General features: G+C 75.2%; 16 protein-coding genes and 1 tRNA gene. 11 read left to right on the forward strand and 6 right to left on the reverse strand.

Annotated elements, in window-relative coordinates; genetic code table 11:
* Window positions 1–188 precede the first annotated feature (188 nt).
* From FB380_RS11255 to nudC, 3 genes are read left to right on the forward strand one after another with little or no spacing between them, the layout of a single operon-like run.
* Window positions 189–1,502 (forward strand): M16 family metallopeptidase, encoded by a 1,314-nt coding sequence (locus tag FB380_RS11255; RefSeq protein ID WP_166755120.1) that lies wholly within the window; start codon window positions 189–191, stop codon window positions 1,500–1,502.
* Window positions 1,499–2,884, forward strand: coding sequence for a M16 family metallopeptidase (locus tag FB380_RS11260; protein ID WP_166755121.1), 1,386 nt, complete (start codon window positions 1,499–1,501; stop codon window positions 2,882–2,884). The genes FB380_RS11255 and FB380_RS11260 overlap by 4 nt, the downstream gene beginning before the upstream one ends.
* Complete coding sequence (nudC, locus tag FB380_RS11265) at window positions 2,881–3,843, forward strand: NAD(+) diphosphatase (RefSeq protein WP_166755122.1); 963 nt, start codon at window positions 2,881–2,883, stop codon at window positions 3,841–3,843. The genes FB380_RS11260 and nudC overlap by 4 nt, the downstream gene beginning before the upstream one ends.
* Window positions 3,844–3,871: 28 nt before the next feature.
* Here nudC and FB380_RS11270 read toward each other — a convergent pair whose 3' ends face one another.
* The 3 genes from FB380_RS11270 to FB380_RS11280 all read right to left on the reverse strand — a co-directional run bounded on the left by FB380_RS11270 (window position 3,872) and on the right by FB380_RS11280 (window position 5,502).
* Window positions 3,872–4,474, reverse strand: a complete 603-nt coding sequence (locus FB380_RS11270; RefSeq protein ID WP_229682108.1) for a nucleoside/nucleotide kinase family protein — start codon at window positions 4,472–4,474, stop codon at window positions 3,872–3,874.
* 62 nt (window positions 4,475–4,536) lie between these two features.
* Window positions 4,537–5,145 carry an ANTAR domain-containing protein gene (locus tag FB380_RS11275; protein ID WP_229682107.1) on the reverse strand — a complete coding sequence of 203 codons (609 nt, stop codon included), beginning with the start codon at window positions 5,143–5,145 and terminating at the stop codon, window positions 4,537–4,539.
* A gap of 93 nt (window positions 5,146–5,238) precedes the next feature.
* A complete protein-coding gene (locus tag FB380_RS11280) occupies window positions 5,239–5,502 on the reverse strand; it encodes a mycoredoxin (RefSeq protein WP_036340330.1) in 264 nt (87 codons plus the stop codon).
* Window positions 5,503–5,646: 144 nt separating this feature from the next.
* On the opposite strand from FB380_RS11280, the gene FB380_RS11285 reads away from it, so the two are divergent.
* From FB380_RS11285 to FB380_RS11300, 4 genes are all read left to right on the forward strand, one after another.
* On the forward strand, window positions 5,647–7,698 hold the full coding sequence (locus FB380_RS11285) for an ATP-dependent DNA helicase UvrD2 (protein WP_166756240.1): 2,052 nt from the start codon (window positions 5,647–5,649) through the stop codon (window positions 7,696–7,698).
* Window positions 7,699–7,849: 151 nt separating this feature from the next.
* Window positions 7,850–8,194: a hypothetical protein gene (locus FB380_RS11290; RefSeq protein ID WP_166755123.1), complete on the forward strand. Its 345-nt coding sequence runs from the start codon at window positions 7,850–7,852 to the stop codon at window positions 8,192–8,194.
* 159 nt (window positions 8,195–8,353) lie between these two features.
* Window positions 8,354–8,692 (forward strand): WhiB family transcriptional regulator, encoded by a 339-nt coding sequence (locus tag FB380_RS11295; RefSeq protein ID WP_425563421.1) that lies wholly within the window; start codon window positions 8,354–8,356, stop codon window positions 8,690–8,692.
* A gap of 137 nt (window positions 8,693–8,829) precedes the next feature.
* Window positions 8,830–8,994, forward strand: a complete 165-nt coding sequence (locus FB380_RS11300; protein ID WP_166755124.1) for a hypothetical protein — start codon at window positions 8,830–8,832, stop codon at window positions 8,992–8,994.
* A gap of 169 nt (window positions 8,995–9,163) precedes the next feature.
* On the opposite strand, the gene FB380_RS11305 is transcribed toward FB380_RS11300, so the two are convergent.
* Complete coding sequence (locus FB380_RS11305) at window positions 9,164–10,486, reverse strand: ABC1 kinase family protein (RefSeq protein WP_166755125.1); 1,323 nt, start codon at window positions 10,484–10,486, stop codon at window positions 9,164–9,166.
* 16 nt (window positions 10,487–10,502) lie between these two features.
* Window positions 10,503–11,573, reverse strand: a complete 1,071-nt coding sequence (locus FB380_RS11310; protein ID WP_166755126.1) for a ThiF family adenylyltransferase — start codon at window positions 11,571–11,573, stop codon at window positions 10,503–10,505.
* A 350-nt stretch (window positions 11,574–11,923) separates the two neighbouring features.
* Here FB380_RS11310 and FB380_RS11315 point away from each other — a divergent pair, with 350 nt between their 5' ends.
* A complete protein-coding gene (locus FB380_RS11315) occupies window positions 11,924–12,550 on the forward strand; it encodes a M48 metallopeptidase family protein (protein WP_188959605.1) in 627 nt (208 codons plus the stop codon).
* Window positions 12,551–12,749: 199 nt separating this feature from the next.
* On the opposite strand, the gene FB380_RS11320 is transcribed toward FB380_RS11315, so the two are convergent.
* Window positions 12,750–14,168: a zinc-dependent metalloprotease gene (locus FB380_RS11320; RefSeq protein WP_166755127.1), complete on the reverse strand. Its 1,419-nt coding sequence runs from the start codon at window positions 14,166–14,168 to the stop codon at window positions 12,750–12,752.
* A gap of 280 nt (window positions 14,169–14,448) precedes the next feature.
* Between FB380_RS11320 and FB380_RS11325 the strand changes: the two genes are divergently transcribed.
* From FB380_RS11325 to FB380_RS11335, 3 genes are all read left to right on the forward strand, one after another.
* On the forward strand, window positions 14,449–15,471 hold the full coding sequence (locus FB380_RS11325) for a YlbL family protein (RefSeq protein ID WP_166755128.1): 1,023 nt from the start codon (window positions 14,449–14,451) through the stop codon (window positions 15,469–15,471).
* A 232-nt stretch (window positions 15,472–15,703) separates the two neighbouring features.
* Window positions 15,704–18,658 (forward strand): UPF0182 family membrane protein, encoded by a 2,955-nt coding sequence (locus FB380_RS11330; RefSeq protein ID WP_208383439.1) that lies wholly within the window; start codon window positions 15,704–15,706, stop codon window positions 18,656–18,658.
* A 63-nt stretch (window positions 18,659–18,721) separates the two neighbouring features.
* Window positions 18,722–18,798, forward strand: a tRNA-Met gene (locus FB380_RS11335).
* Window positions 18,799–19,122 lie beyond the last annotated feature (324 nt).

Consider the following 19,122-nt stretch of genomic DNA (forward strand, 5'->3'; position numbering starts at 1 on the left):
GTGCACCAGAGCACGAGCCTCCGTGGGGTGCCCCTCCCCGGACGGGGTGGGCGGCCCGACGCACGGCGGCGGGCCGGGGCGCCCGCTCGCGGGGAGGGCGGTGCGGCCAGGCAGGACGGCAGCCCGGACGGGGGAGCCCGGCCGTCCCCGTCTGCGGCGTGTCGGACGGCGCGGTTAGGGTCGGTGGCGTGACAGCAGCTGGGCCCGACCTGACCCTGCGGCACCCTGTGGAGCGGTTCACGCTCGACAACGGACTGCGGGTCGTGCTCGCGCCGGACCGGAGTGTCCCCGTCGTCGCCGTGAGCGTCTTCTACGACGTCGGCATGCGCTCCGAACCCCCGGGCCGCACCGGTTTCGCGCACCTCTTCGAGCACATGATGTTCCAGGGCTCGGCCAACGTGCCGAAGATGGAGCACGCCCGCCTCGTCCAGGCCGCCGGCGGCACCTTCAACGGGTCGACCCACCAGGACTACACGAACTACTTCCAGGCGCTGCCCGCCGAGGCGCTGGAGCGGGCGGTGTTCCTGGAGGCCGACCGGATGGCGGCCCCGGCGATCACCGAGGAGAACCTCCGCAACCAGATCGACGTGGTCAAGGAGGAGATCCGGGTCAACGTGCTGAACCGGCCCTACGGCGCGTTCCCCTGGCTGCAGCTGCCGGAGATCGCGTTCGAGAGCTTCGCCAACACCCACGACGGCTACGGCTCCTTCGTCGACCTCGAGTCCTCCACCGTGGACGACGCCACGGACTTCTTCTCCCGGTACTACGCCCCGTCCAACGCGGTGCTCTGCATCGGCGGCGACCTGGACGTCGCCGAGACCGAGGTGCTGGTGCGCCGCTGGTTCGACCAGGTGCCCGCCCGCCCGGCCCCGCCGGCACCGGCCGTCGGTGAGCCCTCGCCCACCACGGTCCGCCGCGGGGTGGTCGAGGACCGCCTGGCCCCCGCGCCCGCCGTCGCGATCGGCTGGCGCGTGCCCGACCCGGTCGGTGACCTGGACACCTACCTGGGCACCGTGCTGCTGGCCGAGCTGCTCAGCGAGGGCGACGCCTCCCGGCTCGAGCGCCGGCTGCTGCACGCCGACCGGCTGGCGGTGGCGCAGAGCACCTACCTCGGCCTGTTCGGTGACCCCTTCGACGTCCGCGACGCCACGCTGCTGGTCAGCCAGGTCCACCACCCGGCCGACGTCCCGGTCGACCGGGTGCTCACCGCGGTGCACGAGGAGGTCGACAGGGTCGCCACTGACGGCGTGCCCGCCGACGAGCTGGCCCGGGTCACCGCGCGCACCGAGGCGCAGCTGCTCCAGCAGGCCGACTCCGTGCTCGGCCGCACCCTCGGGTTCGCCTCCGCCGAGCTGATCCACGGCCGGGCCGAGCTGGCCGGCGAGCTCGCCGCCCGGCTCGCCGCGGTCACGCCCGACCAGGTGCAGGCGGCGGCCCGTGGGCTGTCGCCGGACACCGCCGCCGTCCTCGAACTGCGCGCGACCGGAGGGGCAGCCCGATGAGTGCACCCGTGCTGGACCTCTCGCTGGTGCCGCCGCTGGGCGAACCCCGCCCCGCCGTGGCGCCCGAGGTGCACCAGACCACGCTGCCCAACGGGCTGCGGCTGGTCGTCGTCCCGCGGCCGGGCGTGCCGCTGGTCGAGCTGCGCCTGCGGGTGCCCTTCGCCGCCTCCGCCCCGCGGGCCGCAGCCACCCACGCCGCCCGCACCGCCCTGCTGGCCAGCGCCGTCCTGCTGGGCACCGCCCGGCACGACCAGCTGGAGATCGCCCAGCTGCTGCAGACGCACGGTGGCGAGCTGTCGGTCTCCGCCGACGCCGACCGGCTGCTGTTCTCCACCACGATGCTCCCCGACGGGCTGGGCTCCGTCCTGGGCGTCCTCACCGAGCTGCTCACCGCGCCGACCTACCCGGCGGGCCCGGTCGACGCCGAGCGGGCCCGGGTGGGGGAGCGCATCCTCATCGCCCGGTCCCAGCCCGGGGTCATCGCCCGGTCGGCCCTGGCCGCCCGGCGGTTCGGCGCCCACCCGTACGCCCAACAGCTGCCCGCGGCCGAGCTGGTCGCCGCGGTCACCCCGGCGGCGCTGCGCAAGCTGCACCGGGAGCGCGTCCTGCCCGCCGGCAGCACCCTCGTGCTGGTCGGTGACGTCGATCCCGCCGCGGCGGTCGACGTCGTCGGCACCGCCCTGGCCGGCTGGGTCGCCGAGGGCAAGGCGGTCGCGGCGGCGCCGGTGCCCACGCTCGCCCCCGGCCCGCTGGAGCTGGTGCACCGGGCCGGCGCCGTGCAGTCCAACGTGCGGCTGGGCGGCCCGGCACCGGGCCGCACCGACCCGCAGCTGCCCGCGCTCCGGCTGGCCAGCATGGTCTTCGGTGGCTACTTCTCCTCCCGGCTGGTGGAGAACATCCGCGAGCGGCGGGGCTACACCTACAGCCCGCGGAGCTCGGTCGAGCACCTGATGGCCGGCTCCTCGTTCACCGTGGAGGCCGACGTCGCCACCGGCGTCACCGGCCCCGCCCTGCTGGAGACGGTCTACGAGCTGGGCCGGATGGCCCTGACCCCGGTCACCGAGGCCGAGCTGGACTCCGCCCGCCGGTACCTGCTGGGCACGCTCGCCCTCGGGACGGCGACGCACGCCGGGCTGGCCAGCACGCTCTCGGCGCTCTTCGGCGCCGGCCTGTCCGCCGACTGGCTCGCCGACCACCAGCAGGCGCTGGCCGCGGTGACCGTCGAGGAGGTCACCGAGGTCTCCCGGCGCTGGCTGTCGCCGGCCGGGCTGACCGCGGTGGTCGTCGGGGACGCCGAGGAGGTCGCCGACCAGCTGCGCGTGCTCGGCCCGATCGAGGTCACCGCCCCGACCGTCGAACCGGCGCCCGAGCCGCTCGCGTGAGCGTCCCGCCCGGCGGCAGCACCCCGGCCGACAACCCACCGCCGCCCGCCCGCGGTGACTGGCCCGAGGACCGGTACGCCGGCGCGGTCACCGACGTACCGCTGCTGTCCCGCACCGCCCACGACCGGGGCCACCTGGCCCGGTCGCTGCCGGACCCGGCGCAGGGCCGGCCGGTCCGCGTGCTGCGCATCGACGAGCGGCGCGCGGCGCCGGTGCACGAGGGGACGGCCGGCCCGGAGCTGGTCTACGAGGAGCGGGCCGCCTGGCCGGAGGGCGCCATCTACCTCGGTGAGGCCGACGGCGTCGCGTACGCCGCGCTCCGCACCCCGCGCGCGCTGAGCGTGGCCGGCCGGCCGGTCGACTCCTGGTCCGGGCTGCGCGAGGTCGGCGGCGCGCTCGGTGACCTGGACGCGGGTCTGCTGGTCCAGGCGGTGGGCATCATCGAGTGGCACGAGCGCAACCGGTTCTCCCCGATCACGGGTGCGGCGACCACGATCGAGCGCGCCGGCTGGGTGCAGCGCGACCCGGACAGCGGCCGCGAGGTCTTCCCGCGCACCGACCCCGCGGTGATCATGCTGGTGCACGACGGCGGCGACCGCTGCGTGCTGGGCCGGCAGGCGGTCTGGCCGGCGGGCCGGTTCTCGATCCTGGCCGGCTTCGTCGAGCCCGGCGAGTCCGCCGAGGCGGCGGTGGCCCGGGAGGTCGCCGAGGAGGTCGGCATCGCCGTCACCGACGTCTGCTACGTCTCCAGCCAGCCGTGGCCGTTCCCGCAGTCGCTGATGCTCGGCTTCGTCGCCCGCGCGACGACCGAGGAGCTGCGCATCGACCACGACGAGATCGAGGAGGCCCGGTGGTTCAGCCGGGACGAGCTGCGCGCGGGCACCGGCCCGCAGGCGCTGCCGCCGACCGTCTCGATCGCCCGGCACATCATCGACCGCTGGGTGGCCGGCGAGCTGTAGCCGGACCGCATGTGTCCGGGCAGGGGCGTCAGCTCCAGCGGCCCTGGAGCACCAGCGCCGGCCGGTCGGCGTGGTCGGCGAGGACCACCGCGTCGGCCAGTGCCGCCGGGTCCACCTCGTCGTCGTAGCGGTCGAAGGCCGGCAGCTCCCAGGCGCGGTCGGCCGGTGCCCGCCGCCGCCGGGCGGCCGGGCTGATCCGCAGGTGGACGACGACGTCGAAGGCCAGCCCCAGCCCCTGCAGCAGCGAGCCCGGCACGAGCAGCACCCCACCGGGTGGGGCCGGGCGGTACCCCGCGCGCGCGGCCCGGTCCCGCTCGACGTCCCACAGCGCGGGCAGGTGCTCCCCGGTGCCCCGGGGCCCGCACCGGTCCAGCACCTCACGGGCCAGGGCACCGGCGTCCAGCCAGTCGCTGTAGCGGGCGTCGGGGTCGGTGCGGCCGTGCTCCAGCCGCAGCGACGCCGGTCGGTAGAAGCCCTCGGCCGGCACCACGACCGCCGGCCGGCTCAGCGAGGGCAGCCGTGCGGCCACGGCGTCGGCGAGCACCTGCGGACCGGTCGTCCCCGGTGCGCCGGGCAGATCCGGTCCGTCGACGGCGACCCGGAGCGAGGCCGCCCCGGGTTCCGGCGGCACCTGGGACAGCAGCTCGGCCAGCCGGTCGGCCAGCGCGTCGGGCGAGAGCGGGAGCGGAGCGGTCAGCTGGGGGCCCCGGAGACGGCGTCGCGTGCGGGGAGGGCGTCGAGCACCTCGCCGGCGAGCTCGGCGGCCGGCCGGCCCTGGGACCTGGCCTGCCGGCGCAGCTCCTCGAACGCCTGGCGTGGGCTGCTGCCGTGCCGCTCGGCCAGGACACCGATGGCCCGTTCGATCGAGACGCGGGCGGCCAGCGCGTGCTCGAGCTGGGAGACGGTGCGCCGCAGCGCGGCGATCTCGTCGTCCCGCGGGTCGCCGCACGAGCCTGCACCACCCGCCGTGGGGGTCGGCGGACCCGCCGTCCGGGCCGCCCGGCGCGCCTGCCGGTCCGGCTCCGGTGCGGCGCCCACCTCGCCGGCCACGAGGTCGGCCAGGGTCATCGCCTCGACCAGCGCCAGCCCGTCGACCACCTCGCCCCAGCCCCCGCCGGAGTCACCGACCGCCCCGCCCGGTGCGTCCGCGAGGGCGGGCAGGGGACTGAGCACCGACCAGCCGCGTCTGGTCCGGACCACGAGGGCCGCGGGACCGCCGGACGGGCTCAGCAGCACGTCCGCCGGGAGCGCGGCCGCCACCGGCCGGCTGCAGGGCAGCGGTGTGCCGGTCATCGGTTCCATCACGGCCTCCCTGGGTGCCGGGGCTCGATCGGCGGGAGGCGGACCGCAGCCCCCGGGTGGACGATCATCGCTCCCCGGGGCCACGGCCGGCGATCACGCGCCGGGCAGCTGCGCGAGCTGGGCCTTCACCTGGTCGATGCTGGGGTTGGTGAGCGCCGAGCCGTCGGCGAAGACCAGCGTCGGGACGGTGCGGTTGCCGCCGTTGGCCTGCATGACGATGTCGGCAGCGCCCTCCTCGACCTCGATGTTGACCTCGGCGTAGTCGATGCCGTCGCGGTCCATCAGCTTCTTCAGGCGCATGCAGTAGCCACACCAGTTCGTGGTGTACATCGTGACCGCGGCCGTCGGGGTGCTCATCGGGTGGATCCTCCCTCGTGTCTCCCCCGGGGAGCCACCCGGGGAGGGTGGCCCGTGCCCGGGGCCTGCCGCTGGCCGAACGCACCGGGCCTGGGGATCCTTCCCCCGCCCGGCGGGAGCGGCTGGGAGGATCGGGTCGTGGCGATGCAGCGGGTCGAGGACGAGCGGGGCACCGCCGAGGGACCGACCGGGCCGGAGGCCGTGCTCGCGGGCCTGGACGAGCAGCAGCGGGCAGCGGCCGAGGCGGTGCGCGGGCCGGTGTGCATCCTCGCCGGCGCCGGGACGGGCAAGACCCGCACCATCACCCACCGGATCGCCTACGGGGTGCACCTGGGCGAGTACGTGCCCGAGCAGGTGCTCGCGGTCACCTTCACCGCCCGGGCGGCCGGTGAGCTGCGGGGCCGGTTGTCGGCGCTGGGCGTGGGCGGTGTCCAGGCCCGGACCTTCCACGCCGCGGCGATGCGCCAGCTGCGGTACTTCGCGCCGCGCGTGCTCGGCGGGCCGATGCCCGAGCTGATCGAGAACAAGCTGCGCGTCGTCGCCGGTGCCGCGACCCGGGCCCGGTTGACCACCGACCGCACCAGCCTGCGGGACCTGGCCAGTGAGATCGAGTGGGCGAAGACGACGCTGGCCACCCCGGAGGACTACCCGGCCCGGGCCGCGGCCGCCGGCCGCGACCTGCCCTTCGACGCCTCCGCCGTCGCCGAGGTGTACCGCGGGTACGAGGCGGCCAAGCAGCGCGACGGCGCCCTGGACTTCGAGGACCTGCTGCTGGTCACCGCCTACGCGATCGAGGAGCACCGCGACGTCGCCCGCGAGGTGCGCGCCCAGTACCGGCACTTCGTCGTCGACGAGTACCAGGACGTCAACCCGCTGCAGCAGCGGCTGCTGGACGCCTGGCTCGGCGGGCGCGCGGAGGTCTGCGTGGTGGGCGACCCCAACCAGACGATCTACTCCTTCACCGGCGCCGACCCCGAGTACCTGCTGGGCTTCGCCGACCGCTACGGCGACGCCGAGGTCGTCAAGCTCGAGCGCGACTACCGGTCCACGCCGCAGGTCGTCGGCCTGGCGAACCGGCTGATCGGCCAGGCACCGCCCCGCAAGGGGCTGCCCGGGCTGCGCCTGCTCGGCCAGCGGGCCGAGGGCCCGGCCCCGACCTTCGTCGAGCACCCCGACGAGCCGGCCGAGGCCGCGGCGGTGGCCCGCGCCTGCCGTGAGCTGGTCGACGGCGGGCTGCCGGCCAGCGAGATCGCCGTGCTGTTCCGGATCAACGCCCAGTCCCAGGTCTACGAGTCCGCGCTGGCCGACCTCGGCGTCCCGTACGTGCTCAAGGGCGGGGAGCGGTTCTTCGAGCGGCCGGAGATCCGTGAGGCGGTGCTGCTGCTGCGCGGTGCGGCGGCCGGCGGGAACGACCCGGGCGCGCTGGTGCCCGCCGTCCGCGACGTGCTGGCCTCGACCGGCTGGGTGGAGCACCGGCCACCGCCGGGCGGCACCGCGCGCGACCGCTGGCAGTCCCTGGCCGCGCTGGTCGACCTCGCCGTCGACCTGGTGGCCGAGCAGCCCACGCTGGACCTGGCCGGCTTCGTGGCGCACCTGGCCGAGCGGGCCAACGCCCAGCACGCCCCCACGGTGCAGGGGGTGACGCTGGCGTCGATGCACGCGGCCAAGGGCCTGGAGTGGGACGCCGTGTTCGTCGTCGGGCTGGTCGACGGCGTCGTCCCGATCGCCCAGTCGCAGTCCCGCCCCGAGGCAGTGGAGGAGGAGCGCCGGCTGCTCTACGTCGCGGTCACCCGGGCCCGCGAGCAGCTGACGCTGTCCTGGTCGCTGGCCCGCAACCCCGGCGGCCGCCGGTCCCGGCCGCGCAGCCGGTTCCTCGACGGACTGGCGCCGGACGCCGCGGCCGCGCCGCGCCGCCCGGCCAAGCGGCCGAAGGTCGTCCTCGAGGGGGAGGCGGGGGAGCTGTTCGAGCGGCTGCGGGCCTGGCGCAGCACCACCGCCGAGGCCGCGTCGGTGCCGGCGTACGTGGTGTTCACCGACGCCACGCTCCAGGCCATCGCCGAGACGCGTCCCACCACCGTGCGCGAGCTGTCGGCGCTGCCCGGTGTGGGGGCCCGCAAGCTCGACCTCTACGGCGCCGAGGTGATCGCCACCGTCGAGGGCGGACACGCCTCCGAGCAGGGCGGACACACCTCCTGAGGGTTTCTCGGTTAATTCGATTGACCCGTCTCCGGCGGCTCCCCTAGCCTTCGTCCCACCACCTGGGAGTGACCCAGGACGCACCACCCTGACGCAGACCGCAGGGAGACCGGCCGAGAGGCCGGGCTCCGACCCCGGAAGGAGGGGCCCCGTGAACAGCACCGACCTGACCACCGCCGGCGTGCGCACCGTGACCTCGCCGGCCGTCGGCCTGCACCGCTCCCTCCCGGCCGATCAGATCGCCCTGATGGCGCCGTACGCCGCTCCGTGGAACGCCACCGGTCTGTCCATCGCCGGCGCTCCCACGGCTGTCCGTCTGCGCGGCCTGCTCGCCGCCGCCGGCACGACCGGCTTCCTCGCCACCGGTGCGCCCATCGGCACCGGGCAGCCGTCCGTCCAGACCACCGCACTGGCGGAGAACGCCGTCGTCGGCGCCTCCGCTCGGCACACCAGCAGCACCCCGGGTGACCTGCCCCCGGAAGACCCACTGGGCTAGCACGCCCAGCAGGTCCTCCTCGAGGCCGCGGAACCCGGACACCGGGTACCGCGGCCTTCGTCTTGCTCCAGCGTCTCGACGAGCCCCCGCGGACCCCGGCCACCGGCCGGCGGGACCCCGCCGACCGGCCGCAGAGACGAAGGAAGAGGAGGAGCGGCCGTGCAGACCACGATCGACCCCGCGACGTCCCATCGCCGACCCGGGCTCGACCGCACGCACGTGTCCACCCAGGGCCCGGCCCGCGCAGGCACCCGTCGGGGACTGCCCTGCCGGGTGCAGGACCCCGACCTGTGGTTCGCCGAGTCCCCGGCCCAGCTCGAGCAGGCCAAGAGCCTGTGCGGCGGGTGCCCGGTCCAGGCGACCTGCCTGGCCGGCGCGCTCGACCGCGCCGAGCCCTGGGGGGTCTGGGGCGGGGAGATCTTCGACCACGGGGTCGTCATCCCCCGGAAGCGTCCCCGCGGCCGTCCGCCCAAGGTCCGTACCGAGGCCGCGGCATGAGGCCGCAGCACCGGAGCACGTGGCTCCCGCCGGTCCGGCGCCCGCACCCCGGGCGACCGGCCACCCGGTGCACCTCCACCCGGTGCACCTCCACCCGGCCACCGCGCAGCGGTGCCGTCGCACCCTGAGGAATCGCGATGTACTCGTTCGACCAGGACCTGAGCAGGTCCCACATGACCCGCCGGATGGCCGAGGCCGAGGCGTCGGCCCGGGCCCGGCGGCTGATCACCGCCCGGCGCTGGGCGCGCCGGGCGGAGCGGGCCTCGCAGCGGGCCGCCCGCGCGAGCTCCGCCGTCTGGTGACGACGGCGGGCGCGGGCTCCGCACAGCACCACTGGGCAGCACCACTGCACGGCAGCAGCCGCCGTCCGTTCCGACCGCGGGATCACACGCCCGCGGTCGGGACGGACCGGGCGGCTCCGCGCCACCCCGGAGGGCACCCGGCCACGGTGCCGTCCGTGAGGACGACCGGTCAGCCGGCGAAGCCGGGCAGCCACTCCTCGCAGACGCCGCGGTAGGGCGCCTCGGCGTCGAGCTGGCACAGCACGCCGATCGACCCCATCGTCACCCGGTGGATGAGCAGGTAGGCCGGCGGCAGGTTCAGCTGGCGGCCCAGCCGGCTGGCGTCGCTCCGCGGGTCACCGATCCGGTTCGCCTGCTCCTGCATCCACGCCCGGTTGAACTGGAACGTCGGCGCCGACACGGGGGCGAGGAAGGGCATCAGGAAGTCCAGCACCCCCTGGGCGTCGACCTCGACGGACTCGCGGACGAACCCCTCGGCGCGCAGGTCGGCCAGCACGTCGTCGGCGCGGCCCTCCAGCGCCCAGCGCACCAGCCGGCCGATGGGCTCCGGGTGCCCGTCGGGCAGCCGGGCCGTGGCCCCGAAGTCGATGACCCCGAGCCGCCCGTCGGGCACCAGGCGGTAGTTGCCCGGGTGCGGGTCGGCGTGCAGCAGCCCGGCCCGTTGCGGACCGGAGAAGTGCAGCACCGACATCAGCAGCCCGGCCCGGTTGCGCTGTTCCCGGGTGCCGTCGGCGATGACCCGGGACAGCGGGATGCCCTCGAGCCACTCGGAGACGATGACCTTCGGTGCGCTGGCCACCACCCGGGGGACGACGATCTGGTCGTCGCCGGCGTACGCGGCGGCGAACGCCCGCTGCGCGTCGGCCTCCAGCCCGTAGTCCAGCTCCTCCTCCGCGCGCAGCTTGAGCTCGGCGATGAGCGGCTTGACCTCCATGCCGGGGAAGAGCACCGAGAACATCCGGGCGAACCGGGCGAGCTGGTTGAGGTCGGCCATCAGCGCGGTGCCGGCGCCGGGGTACTGGATCTTCACCGCGACGTCCCGGCCGTCCCGCCACGTGGCCCGGTGCACCTGGCCGATGCTCGCCGCCGCGGCCGGGGTGTCGTCGAAGTCGCGGAACCGCTCGCGCCAGTTCCCGCCCAGCTGCTGGGCGAGCACCGCGTGCACGGTGCGCACCGGCATCGGCGGAGCCGCCTCCTGCAGCTTGACCAGCGCCTCGCGGTAGGGCCCGGCCATCTCCTCGGGCACGGCGGCCTCGAAGATCGACAGCTGCTGGCCGAGCTTCATGGCACCGCCCTTGAGCTGGCCCAGCACGGCGAACAGCTGTTCGGCCGTCTGCTGCTGCAGCTCAGCACTCACGTCCTCGGGCGCACGCCCCGAGAGCCGCTTGCCGATGCCCAGGGTGGCCCTGCCGGCAGCGCCGAGCGGCAGGGCGGCGAGCCGTGCCGTTCGGGACACCGCCCCCCGCGGGATGTCCCGTCCGGTGTCACTCACCACACCAGTGTCCCCTCTACGGCGGTGGCGCGCCCCGGCCGGTCCCGCGACAGGCGCATCCCGGGTGTGGAGGCCAGCGGCGCAGGCGGGGCAGCAGGTCGGGCGGGCGCAGCTCGAGGGCCGCGCCGACGGTCACCGGGTCGTCGTCGCCGTCGAGGTGGGCCAGCACCTGGACCGCCGCGGTGACCGCGGTGAGCAGGCAGGTGACGGTGGCGCCGCTCGGGGCCGGCTCGACCGCGGCGAGCTGGGCGGCCAGCCGGGGCCACGCCGGGTCGTCGTCCCGCCGCCAGGCGTCGGCGCAGCGCAGGCAGCCGCCACCCGGGCTGCCCGGCAGCACGAGCGGGCCCACCACCCCGGTCTCCGCGCGCACCGTGGCGACCAGGTGCGGGGTGCCCGCCTGCTGCAGGGCCGCGGACAGGGGGTCGGCGGCCGCCCAGGGCCGGCACAGCACCACCAGGTCCGGTGCCCGGTCCGGGGGGAGCGGGCGGAGGTCGGTCAGCGGACTGGCCCGCCGGACGGCGTCGGCGGCCGCCAGCGCCCGGGGGCGTCCCTCGTCGGCCGCCGTCGCCCCGCCGACGACGGCGTCCTCGGCGCGGACCGGGCCCCGGTCCCGGACGTGCACCCACCCCACCCCGCTGGCGGCCAGCACGGCGGCGAGCGGTGCGCCCACCCGGGTGGCGCCGTCGACGACGACCGCGCTCTGCCGGCGGGCGCGCCACCGCCCGCCCGTGCCGGCCCGTGGGACCGCGGCGGGCAGCTCCATGCCGGCCCGGGCGACCGCTGCCGGGCCGGGGTCGGTGGCCAGCAGGTCGGCGGCGGCCAGGTCGTGCAGCAGGCCGGTGCCGCGCAGCCCGGCCAGCAGGTCGTCCACCACGTCACCGGGCACGCCGTCGGCCACCGACTCGGCGCGCACCGTGCGCTCGCTCCGCCGGCCGTCCAGCCGGCGCAGCAGCGCGGTGACCTCTGCGCCGGCCGGGTGGACGCGCAGCCCGTCGCGCCCGTCGACGCCACCGATCTGCAGCAGCTCCGGGTCCAGCCGGAGCAGCGGCGTGGCGGCGGGCAGCAGCGGGTGCGGGCTCTCGGTCACCGCAGGGAGGGTGCCAGCGCGACGGGCCGGCCCGCAGCCGTCGTCCACAGGCCCGGGCGGCTGGTCGTCGACCTCCTCCCACAACCTGTGGACGGCGGTGTGGACACGGTGTTGACCCGCTGGCGTGTCGCTGTGCACGGCCGGGGGAGCGGGCGGGGACGGCGGCGGGCGGTCGCCGCTGCCCGGTCCGCTCACCTGCGCGAACGCGCCAGTGGGCCTGTGGAGTGATCATGCGGCGTCCATCGATCGGGGGACAGCCGCCCGACCGGTGTCCACTGTCCGTGTGCACCTGTCCACGACCGGGTGTCCTCACCCGGAGCGCCCGCCGCCCGGCCCGATACGGTGCGTGCGTGCAGAAGCGACCCGACCGCCGCGAGCCGGCTGCGTCGACGGCGGTCCCCGCCGTCCGCACGCCTCCTCGTCCGGTGCCGGAGGTGGAGGTCCGCCGCAGCGCGCGGCGCCGTCGGACCGTCACGGCCTACCGGGAGAACGGGCGCACCGTCGTGCTCATCCCGGCGGCCTTCAGCGCTGCCGAGGAGCGGCGCTGGGTGGACCAGATGGTCGCCAAGCTGCAGACCCGCGAGGAGCGCCGTCGTCGCACCCTGGCCTCCGACGACGAGCTGATGGACCGGGCGCTGGAGCTCTCCCGGGCGCACCTGGACGGGCGGGCCGTGCCGGCCAGCGTCCGGTGGGTGGACAACCAGAACCGCCGGTGGGGGTCGTGCACCCCGGCCGACCGGACCATCCGGCTGTCCAGCCGGCTGCGGGGCATGCCCGAGTTCGTCGTCGACTACGTCCTGGTCCACGAGCTGGCGCACCTGCTGGAGCCCAACCACGACCAGCGCTTCTGGGCGCTGGTGCACGCCTACCCGCGGGCCGAGCGGGCGCTGGGCTTCCTCGAGGGCTTCGAGCACGGCGCCACGGGTGGCCGGCCGACCGACGACGACGACCTGGAGCCCGGCGCCGTCGACTGTTGAAGGACCCCGCTGCCCCCCACCACTCGCACGCTCGTGGCGGTGGAAGGACCCCGTCCCTCTCACCCCTCGCGAGCTCGGGGCGAGCCTCCGGACGCGGCCTGACGGGGCCGCTCCAGCACGGCACGACGCTCGGGGCGGGCCTCCGGACGGGGCCTGACGGGGTCGTGCCGGCGTGGCACGACCCCGTCGGACCCGGGGGTCAGGCGCGGGGCTCGGCGCCGCCGTCCTCGCCGTCCGGCGTGCTGCCACCCTCCTCCGGCGGCGTGCCGTCGGACTGCTCGCCCATGCCCCCGGTCAGCTCGGCGAACGGGTCGCCGGCTCCCTGGCGGGCGACGAAGTCCAGCGGCTCGTCCAGGTCGTCGGAGGTGGGCAGCAGGTCCGGGTGGGACCACAGCCGGTCGCGCTCGGCCGGGCCGTGCTGCTGTGCCATCGCCCCCCAGACCGTGCTGGCGTCCCGCAGCCGCCGGGGGCGCAGCTCCAGCCCGACCAGCGTGGCGAACGTCTGCTCGGCCGGCCCGCCCGAGGCCCGGCGCCGGCGCATCGTCTCGGCCAGCGCCGAGTGCCCGGGCAGCCGCTCGGCTGCCGCCGCGGAGACGACGCTGTCCACCCACCCCTCGACCAGGGCGAGCAGGGTCTCCAGCCGGCGCAGCGCCATCTGCTGCTCGGGGGTCTCCTCCGGCTCGAGCAGCCCGCTGCCCAGCAGCTTCTGGATGCTCTCCGGGTCGCTGGGGTCCAGCCCGCCCTCCATGCCGCTCATCGCGTCGTTCAGGCCGCGCTCGATGGCCTCGCGGTCGACGTGGATGCCGCGGGCGTAGGCGTGGACGGCGTCGGTCAGCTGCTGGCGCAGCCACGGCACGTGGGCGTACAGCCGCTGGTGGGCGGCCTCGCGCAGGGCCAGGAACAGCCGGACCTCGTCCTCGGGGCGGTCCAGGCCCGCGCCGAAGGCGGCGACGTTCTGCGGCACCAGGACGCCGGCACCCTGGGGGCCCAGCGGCAGGCCGACGTCGGTGCTGGTGGTGACCTCGTCGGCGAGCTTGGCCAGCGCCTGGCCGACCTGGGCGCCGAACATGACGCCGCCCATCTGCCCCATGATCCCGGCGAGCGGGCCGGCGATGGACGCGGCCTCGGTGGGCAGTGCGCTGGTCATGGCGGCGACCACGCGCTCGGCCAGCGGGTCGATCAGCGCGGTCCAGGCCGGCAGCGTCTGCTCGACCCACTCCACCCGGGACCAGGCCAGGCCCCGGTCGACCCCGGAGGGCAGGTCGGTGACCTGGTCCAGCCAGAGGTCGGCCAGCCGCATCGCCTCGGTGACGGCGGCCTGCTCACCGGCGGACGTCGGCTGGTGGCCGGGGGCGAGCTGGCTGATCGCACCCTGCCGGGCGAGGTCCCAGTTCACCGGGCCGCCCGACCAGTTCATCAGCTTCTGCAGCTCGGCGAACAGCGGCATCTTGCCCAGCAGTTCGGCGGGGTTGCCACCGCCGGCCCCGGCGCCGCCGAAGAGCGCGCCGAGGCCGAAGGGGTCGTTGCCGCCCGGCCCGTCGCCGCCCTGTCCGCCGGGCTCGCCCCGGCGCTCGGGGTCGCGGTCAGGGGGCCCGAAGCCGAAGGGGAGATCGCTCATGACCCCACCGTAACCGCGCACGCCGGCCGCCGACCGCCGTCCGGACCCGCCACCGGCCGATCCGCCCCGGCGGCCGGCGGACCTGCATCGGACCGGTGGGGCGCGCAGGTCACCTACGCTCGCCGTTCGACGGGCCCGCCCGCCGGGCCGCGGGTCCGACGACGGTGGCGGGCCGGCCGAGGGCGGTCGACCGCCGGCGAGGAGGAGTCGTGCTCGAGGGCGCAGGCGTGCACGCGGCGACGTCGCGGACGGAGCCGGCCGCCGCCGGCGCGGTGCACCGGTGACCCGGCGGACCACCGTCCTGGTCGCCGGGACACTGCTGCTGCTGGTGTTCGGCGTGCTGGGGACGCTGCTCCCGGTGCCCTTCGTGGCCCAGGTGCCCGGGCCGACGTACAACACCCTGGGTGAGATCGACGGCACGCCGATCATCAGCGTGGAGGGCCGAGAGCCCAACGACGTCTCGGGCAACCTCAACCTGACCACCGTCGGCATCCCGCAGGACGAGCTGACGCTGGTGGGTGCGGTGCAGGGCTGGTTCGACGACGAGGTCGTCGTCGTGCCGCGGGAGCAGGTCTACCCCTCGGGCCGGTCGGTGCAGGAGACCCAGGCGGAGAACCGGCAGGCCTTCCTCACCTCCGAGCAGGCCGCCCGGGGCGCCGCGCTGGCCGAGCTGGGGTACGCCGATGCGGTCGTCGTCCAGGAGCTGGCCGAGGACTCGGCGTCGGCCGACCGGCTGGAGGCCGGGGACGCGATCGACGCGGTCGACGGCACGCCCACCCCGGACCTGGACGCCCTGTCGGCGGTGCTGGCGGCCACCCCGCCGGGCTCCCCGGTGGTCGTCGACTACCGGCGGCGGGGCGAGCCGGGCTCGGTGACGGTGACCACGTCCGCCGCGGCCGAGGGCGAGGGGTCGGCGCTCGGCGTGCTGGTCCTGCAGACCCCGTACGCGCCGTTCGACGTCGGGATCGAGGTCGCGGACGTCGGTGGTCCGTCCGCCGGTCTCATGCTGGCCCTGGGGATCACCGACCTCGTGGGCGACACCGACCTCACCGAGGGGGCGGTGGTCGCCGGTACTGGGACGATCGACACCGAGGGCGTGGTCGGGCCGATCGGCGGCATCCCGCTCAAGCTCGTCTCGGCCCGGGAGATCGGCGCCGAGCTGTTCCTGGTGCCCGCCGAGAACTGTGCCGAGGCGGTGCAGAACGCCCAGGAGGGCCTGCCGATGGCGCGGGTGGCGACGCTGGACGACGCCCTCACCGCGCTGGCGGACCTGCGTGCCGGGCGCACGCCGACGCCGTGCTGACGGCGCCCCGGCGGGCGCGCCGCCCGGGCCGGAGCCCGCTGCCGGACAGCCGTGACCTGCCCGTGACCCGCGGGGAACCCGGCGCCGCCGACAACAGTTGAGGGAGCGGACCCCAGCGGTCCCGCCTCCCGCCTCTGGCGGTCCCGGGGCCCCCTGTGATCGTGTTCCCCGGCCGGGCCCCTGAGCCCGCGCCGCCTCGAAGTCGCAAGAAGACAGGAGACCGACCGTGGCCATGCGGCCCCCCGTGCCGGTGCCGACGCTGTCCCGGCGCGCCAAGCTGGTCATCGGCGTCGTCGCCGTCCTGCTGGTGCTCTTCACCGTGATCGGCACGCTCACCAACGTCTACGTCGACTACCTCTGGTTCGACGAGACCGGCTTCACCGAGGTGTTCTGGACCGAGGTCCAGACCCGTGCGCTGTTGTTCGCCGTGACCGCGGTGGCCACCGGGGGGCTGGTCGCCCTCGCGGTGTACCTGGCCTACCGGTTCCGCCCGACCTTCCGGCCGATGTCGCTGGAGCAGCAGAACCTCGAGCGCTACCGCCAGTCGGTCGAGCCGCGGCGCAAGCTGGTGCTCGCCGGCATCGCCGTCGTCCTCGGGCTGTTCGCCGGGATCACCGCCCAGGGCAGCTGGCAGACCTGGCTGCAGTTCCGCAACTCCACCGACTTCGGGACGCCCGACCCGCAGTTCGGCCTGGACATCTCCTTCTTCGTCTTCGACTACCCCTTCTACCGGCTGGTGCTGGGCTTCGGCTTCGCCATCGTGCTGCTGGCGCTGATCGGGTCGGTGCTGACCCACTACGTGTTCGGTGGCCTGCGGCTGCAGACCCCGGGCCAGAAGCTCACCGGCGCCGCGCGCGTGCAGCTGTCGGTCCTGGTCGGCGCCTTCGTGGCGCTGAAGGCGGTCGCCTACTGGCTGGACCGCTACGAGCTGGTCTACTCCGACCGCGGTGAGGTCTTCACCGGAGCCTCCTACACCGACCTGAACGCCCTGCTGCCGGCGAAGAACATCCTGGTCGTCGTGGCGGCCATCTGCGCCATCGCCTTCTTCGCGAACATCCTGGTGCGCAACACGCTGCTCCCGGCCGCGGCCCTGGTGCTGCTGCTGGCCTCCAGCCTGGTGATCGGCGTGGCGTACCCGGCGATCGTGCAGCAGTTCGTCGTCAACCCCAGCGCCAACCAGCGCGAGGCCGAGTACATCGAGCGGGCGATCGCCGCCACGCGCGACGCCTACGGCCTCTCCGACGTCGAGTACGTCAACTACGCGCAGGACACCGCGGGCGACCCGAACGTCGGCGCCGTCCTCTCCGAGCTGCGCAACGACAGCGAGACGATCCCGAACGCCCGGCTGCTGGACCCGAACGTGCTGTCGGACACGTTCACCGCGCGCCAGCAGATCCGCAACGTGTACGGGTTCGCCGAGAAGCTGGACATCGACCGGTACACCATCGACGGGCAGACCCAGGACTACGTCGTCGCCGCCCGCGAGCTGGACAGCGACAGCCTGAGCGAGAACCAGGACAGCTGGATCAACCGGCACACCGTCTACACCCACGGCAACGGCTTCGTGGCCGCGCCGGCCAACCAGGTGACCGCGGGCCGGGAGGGCGGCGAGCCCAACTTCACCACCGGGAACCTGCCCACCACCGGGAACATCCCGGTCGACCAGAGCCGCCTCTACTACGGCGAGCTGATGAACGACTACTCGGTCGTCGGCGCCCCCGAGGGCGCGGAGCCGCGGGAGTTCGACCTGCCCGAGGGCGGCACGGACGAGGGGCAGATCAACAACACCTACGACGGTGAGGGCGGCATCGGCGTCGGGAGCTTCTTCCGGCAGCTGACCTTCGCGATCTTCTACCGCGAGCGGAACTTCCTGCTCTCCGAGGCGGTCAACGAGGAGTCCAAGGTCCTCACCATCCGCAACCCGCGGGACCGGGTGGAGAAGGCCGCACCGTTCCTCGAGGTCGACGGGGACCCCTACCCGGCGGTCATCGACGGGCGGATCGTCTGGATCCTCGACGGCTACACCACCTCGGACTCCTACCCCTACGCCGAGCAGATGGAGCTGGGCGAGGCGGCGACCGACGCCCTGACGGGCACCGGCACGACGGCGCTGCCCAACGAGACGTTCAACTACATCCGCAACTCGGTGAAGGCCACGGTCGACGCCTACGACGGCACCGTGACGCTCTACGAGTGGGAGGCCGACCCGGTCCTCCAGACGTACATGAAGGCGTTCCCGGGCGTCGTCCAGCCGCTGGACTCGATGTCCGCGGAGCTGGTGTCGCACATGCGCTACCCGGAGGACCTGTTCAAGGTGCAGCGGGAGATCCTCACCCGCTACCACGTCGACGACCCGGTCGACTTCTACAACCAGAACGACCGCTGGCAGATCCCGGACGACCCGACGCAGGACACCGCCCAGGACCAGCCGCCGTACTACATCCTCGCCCAGCGGCCGGGTGACGAGGAGGCCAGCTTCCAGCTGACCAGCCCGATGAACGCGTTCGAACGGCAGAACCTGTCGGCGTTCATCTCCGCCTCCAGCGACCCGGACACCTACGGGGAGATCCAGATCCTGCAGCTGCCCGGCAACACGCCGTTCCGCGGCCCGGGCCAGGTGCAGAACGCCTTCGAGACGAACAACCTGGTCCGGCCGGACCTGACCCTGTTCGACAGCGACAGCTCCGAGGCGGTGTTCGGCAACCTGCTCACCCTGCCCATCGGGGACGAGGGGCTGCTCTACGTCGAGCCGCTGTACGTCCGGTCCTCGGGCGAGGGCGGCTTCCCGCTGCTGCAGAAGGTGCTGGTCAACTTCGGCGACCGGATCGGCTACGCCAACACCCTCTCCGAGGCCCTCGACCAGGTGTTCGGCGCCGGCGCGGGGGAGTCGGCCACCGACAGCAACGACATCGCCGACACCGTCGACGAGGACGCCACCCCGGACACGGTGCCCGAGCCGATCCCGGACGCCGAGGTGCCGGTCCCGGGCGACGGCCCCGGCGACGAGGCGGCGACCCCGGAGATGGCCGGCGCGGTCTCGGACATCAACGCCGCGCTGGAGGCGCTCCGGACGGCCCAGCGGGGCGGCGACTTCGCCGGCCAGGGTGCGGCGCTGGAGGACCTGCAGATCGCTGTCGACGCCTACCAGGCGGCGCAGGCCGCGGCCGAGGCGGCACCGGGCGGCTGAGCCCGGGCGGGGAGGGGGCACGCGGCCCCCTCCCCGCAGACCTGGTAGGGTGGTCTTCACCGACGCGGGGTGGAGCAGCTCGGTAGCTCGCTGGGCTCATAACCCAGAGGTCGCAGGTTCAAATCCTGCCCCCGCTACCACGACGGAACGGCCCTCACAGTCCCTGTGGGGGCCGTTCCGCGTTCGTGCAGGAGAGAGCGGCCCGCCCGCCGACCGTCCCGGTCGGGGGGATGGCCGTTAGCATGGGTCCAGCACCTGCCGCACGGACCTGTCGCACGTCCGGCGACGACTCCTCCCGTGGTGGGTGCCCGGCCACCGAGTGGTGGTTGCAGGTCCCCACCGCGGGTGGGCTGTCCGGCTCCGATGCGTCGATCTCCAGCAGATCCGTGGGGCCGGGTCGTGGACCGGAGCGGCCGTCCCGGGCGCTCCTCGCGACAGCCGGCACCGGCGACCGCGGACCTGTG

Origin of the sequence: Modestobacter marinus, from assembly GCF_011758655.1 — a bacterium.
Lineage (GTDB): Bacteria > Actinomycetota > Actinomycetes > Mycobacteriales > Geodermatophilaceae > Modestobacter > Modestobacter marinus.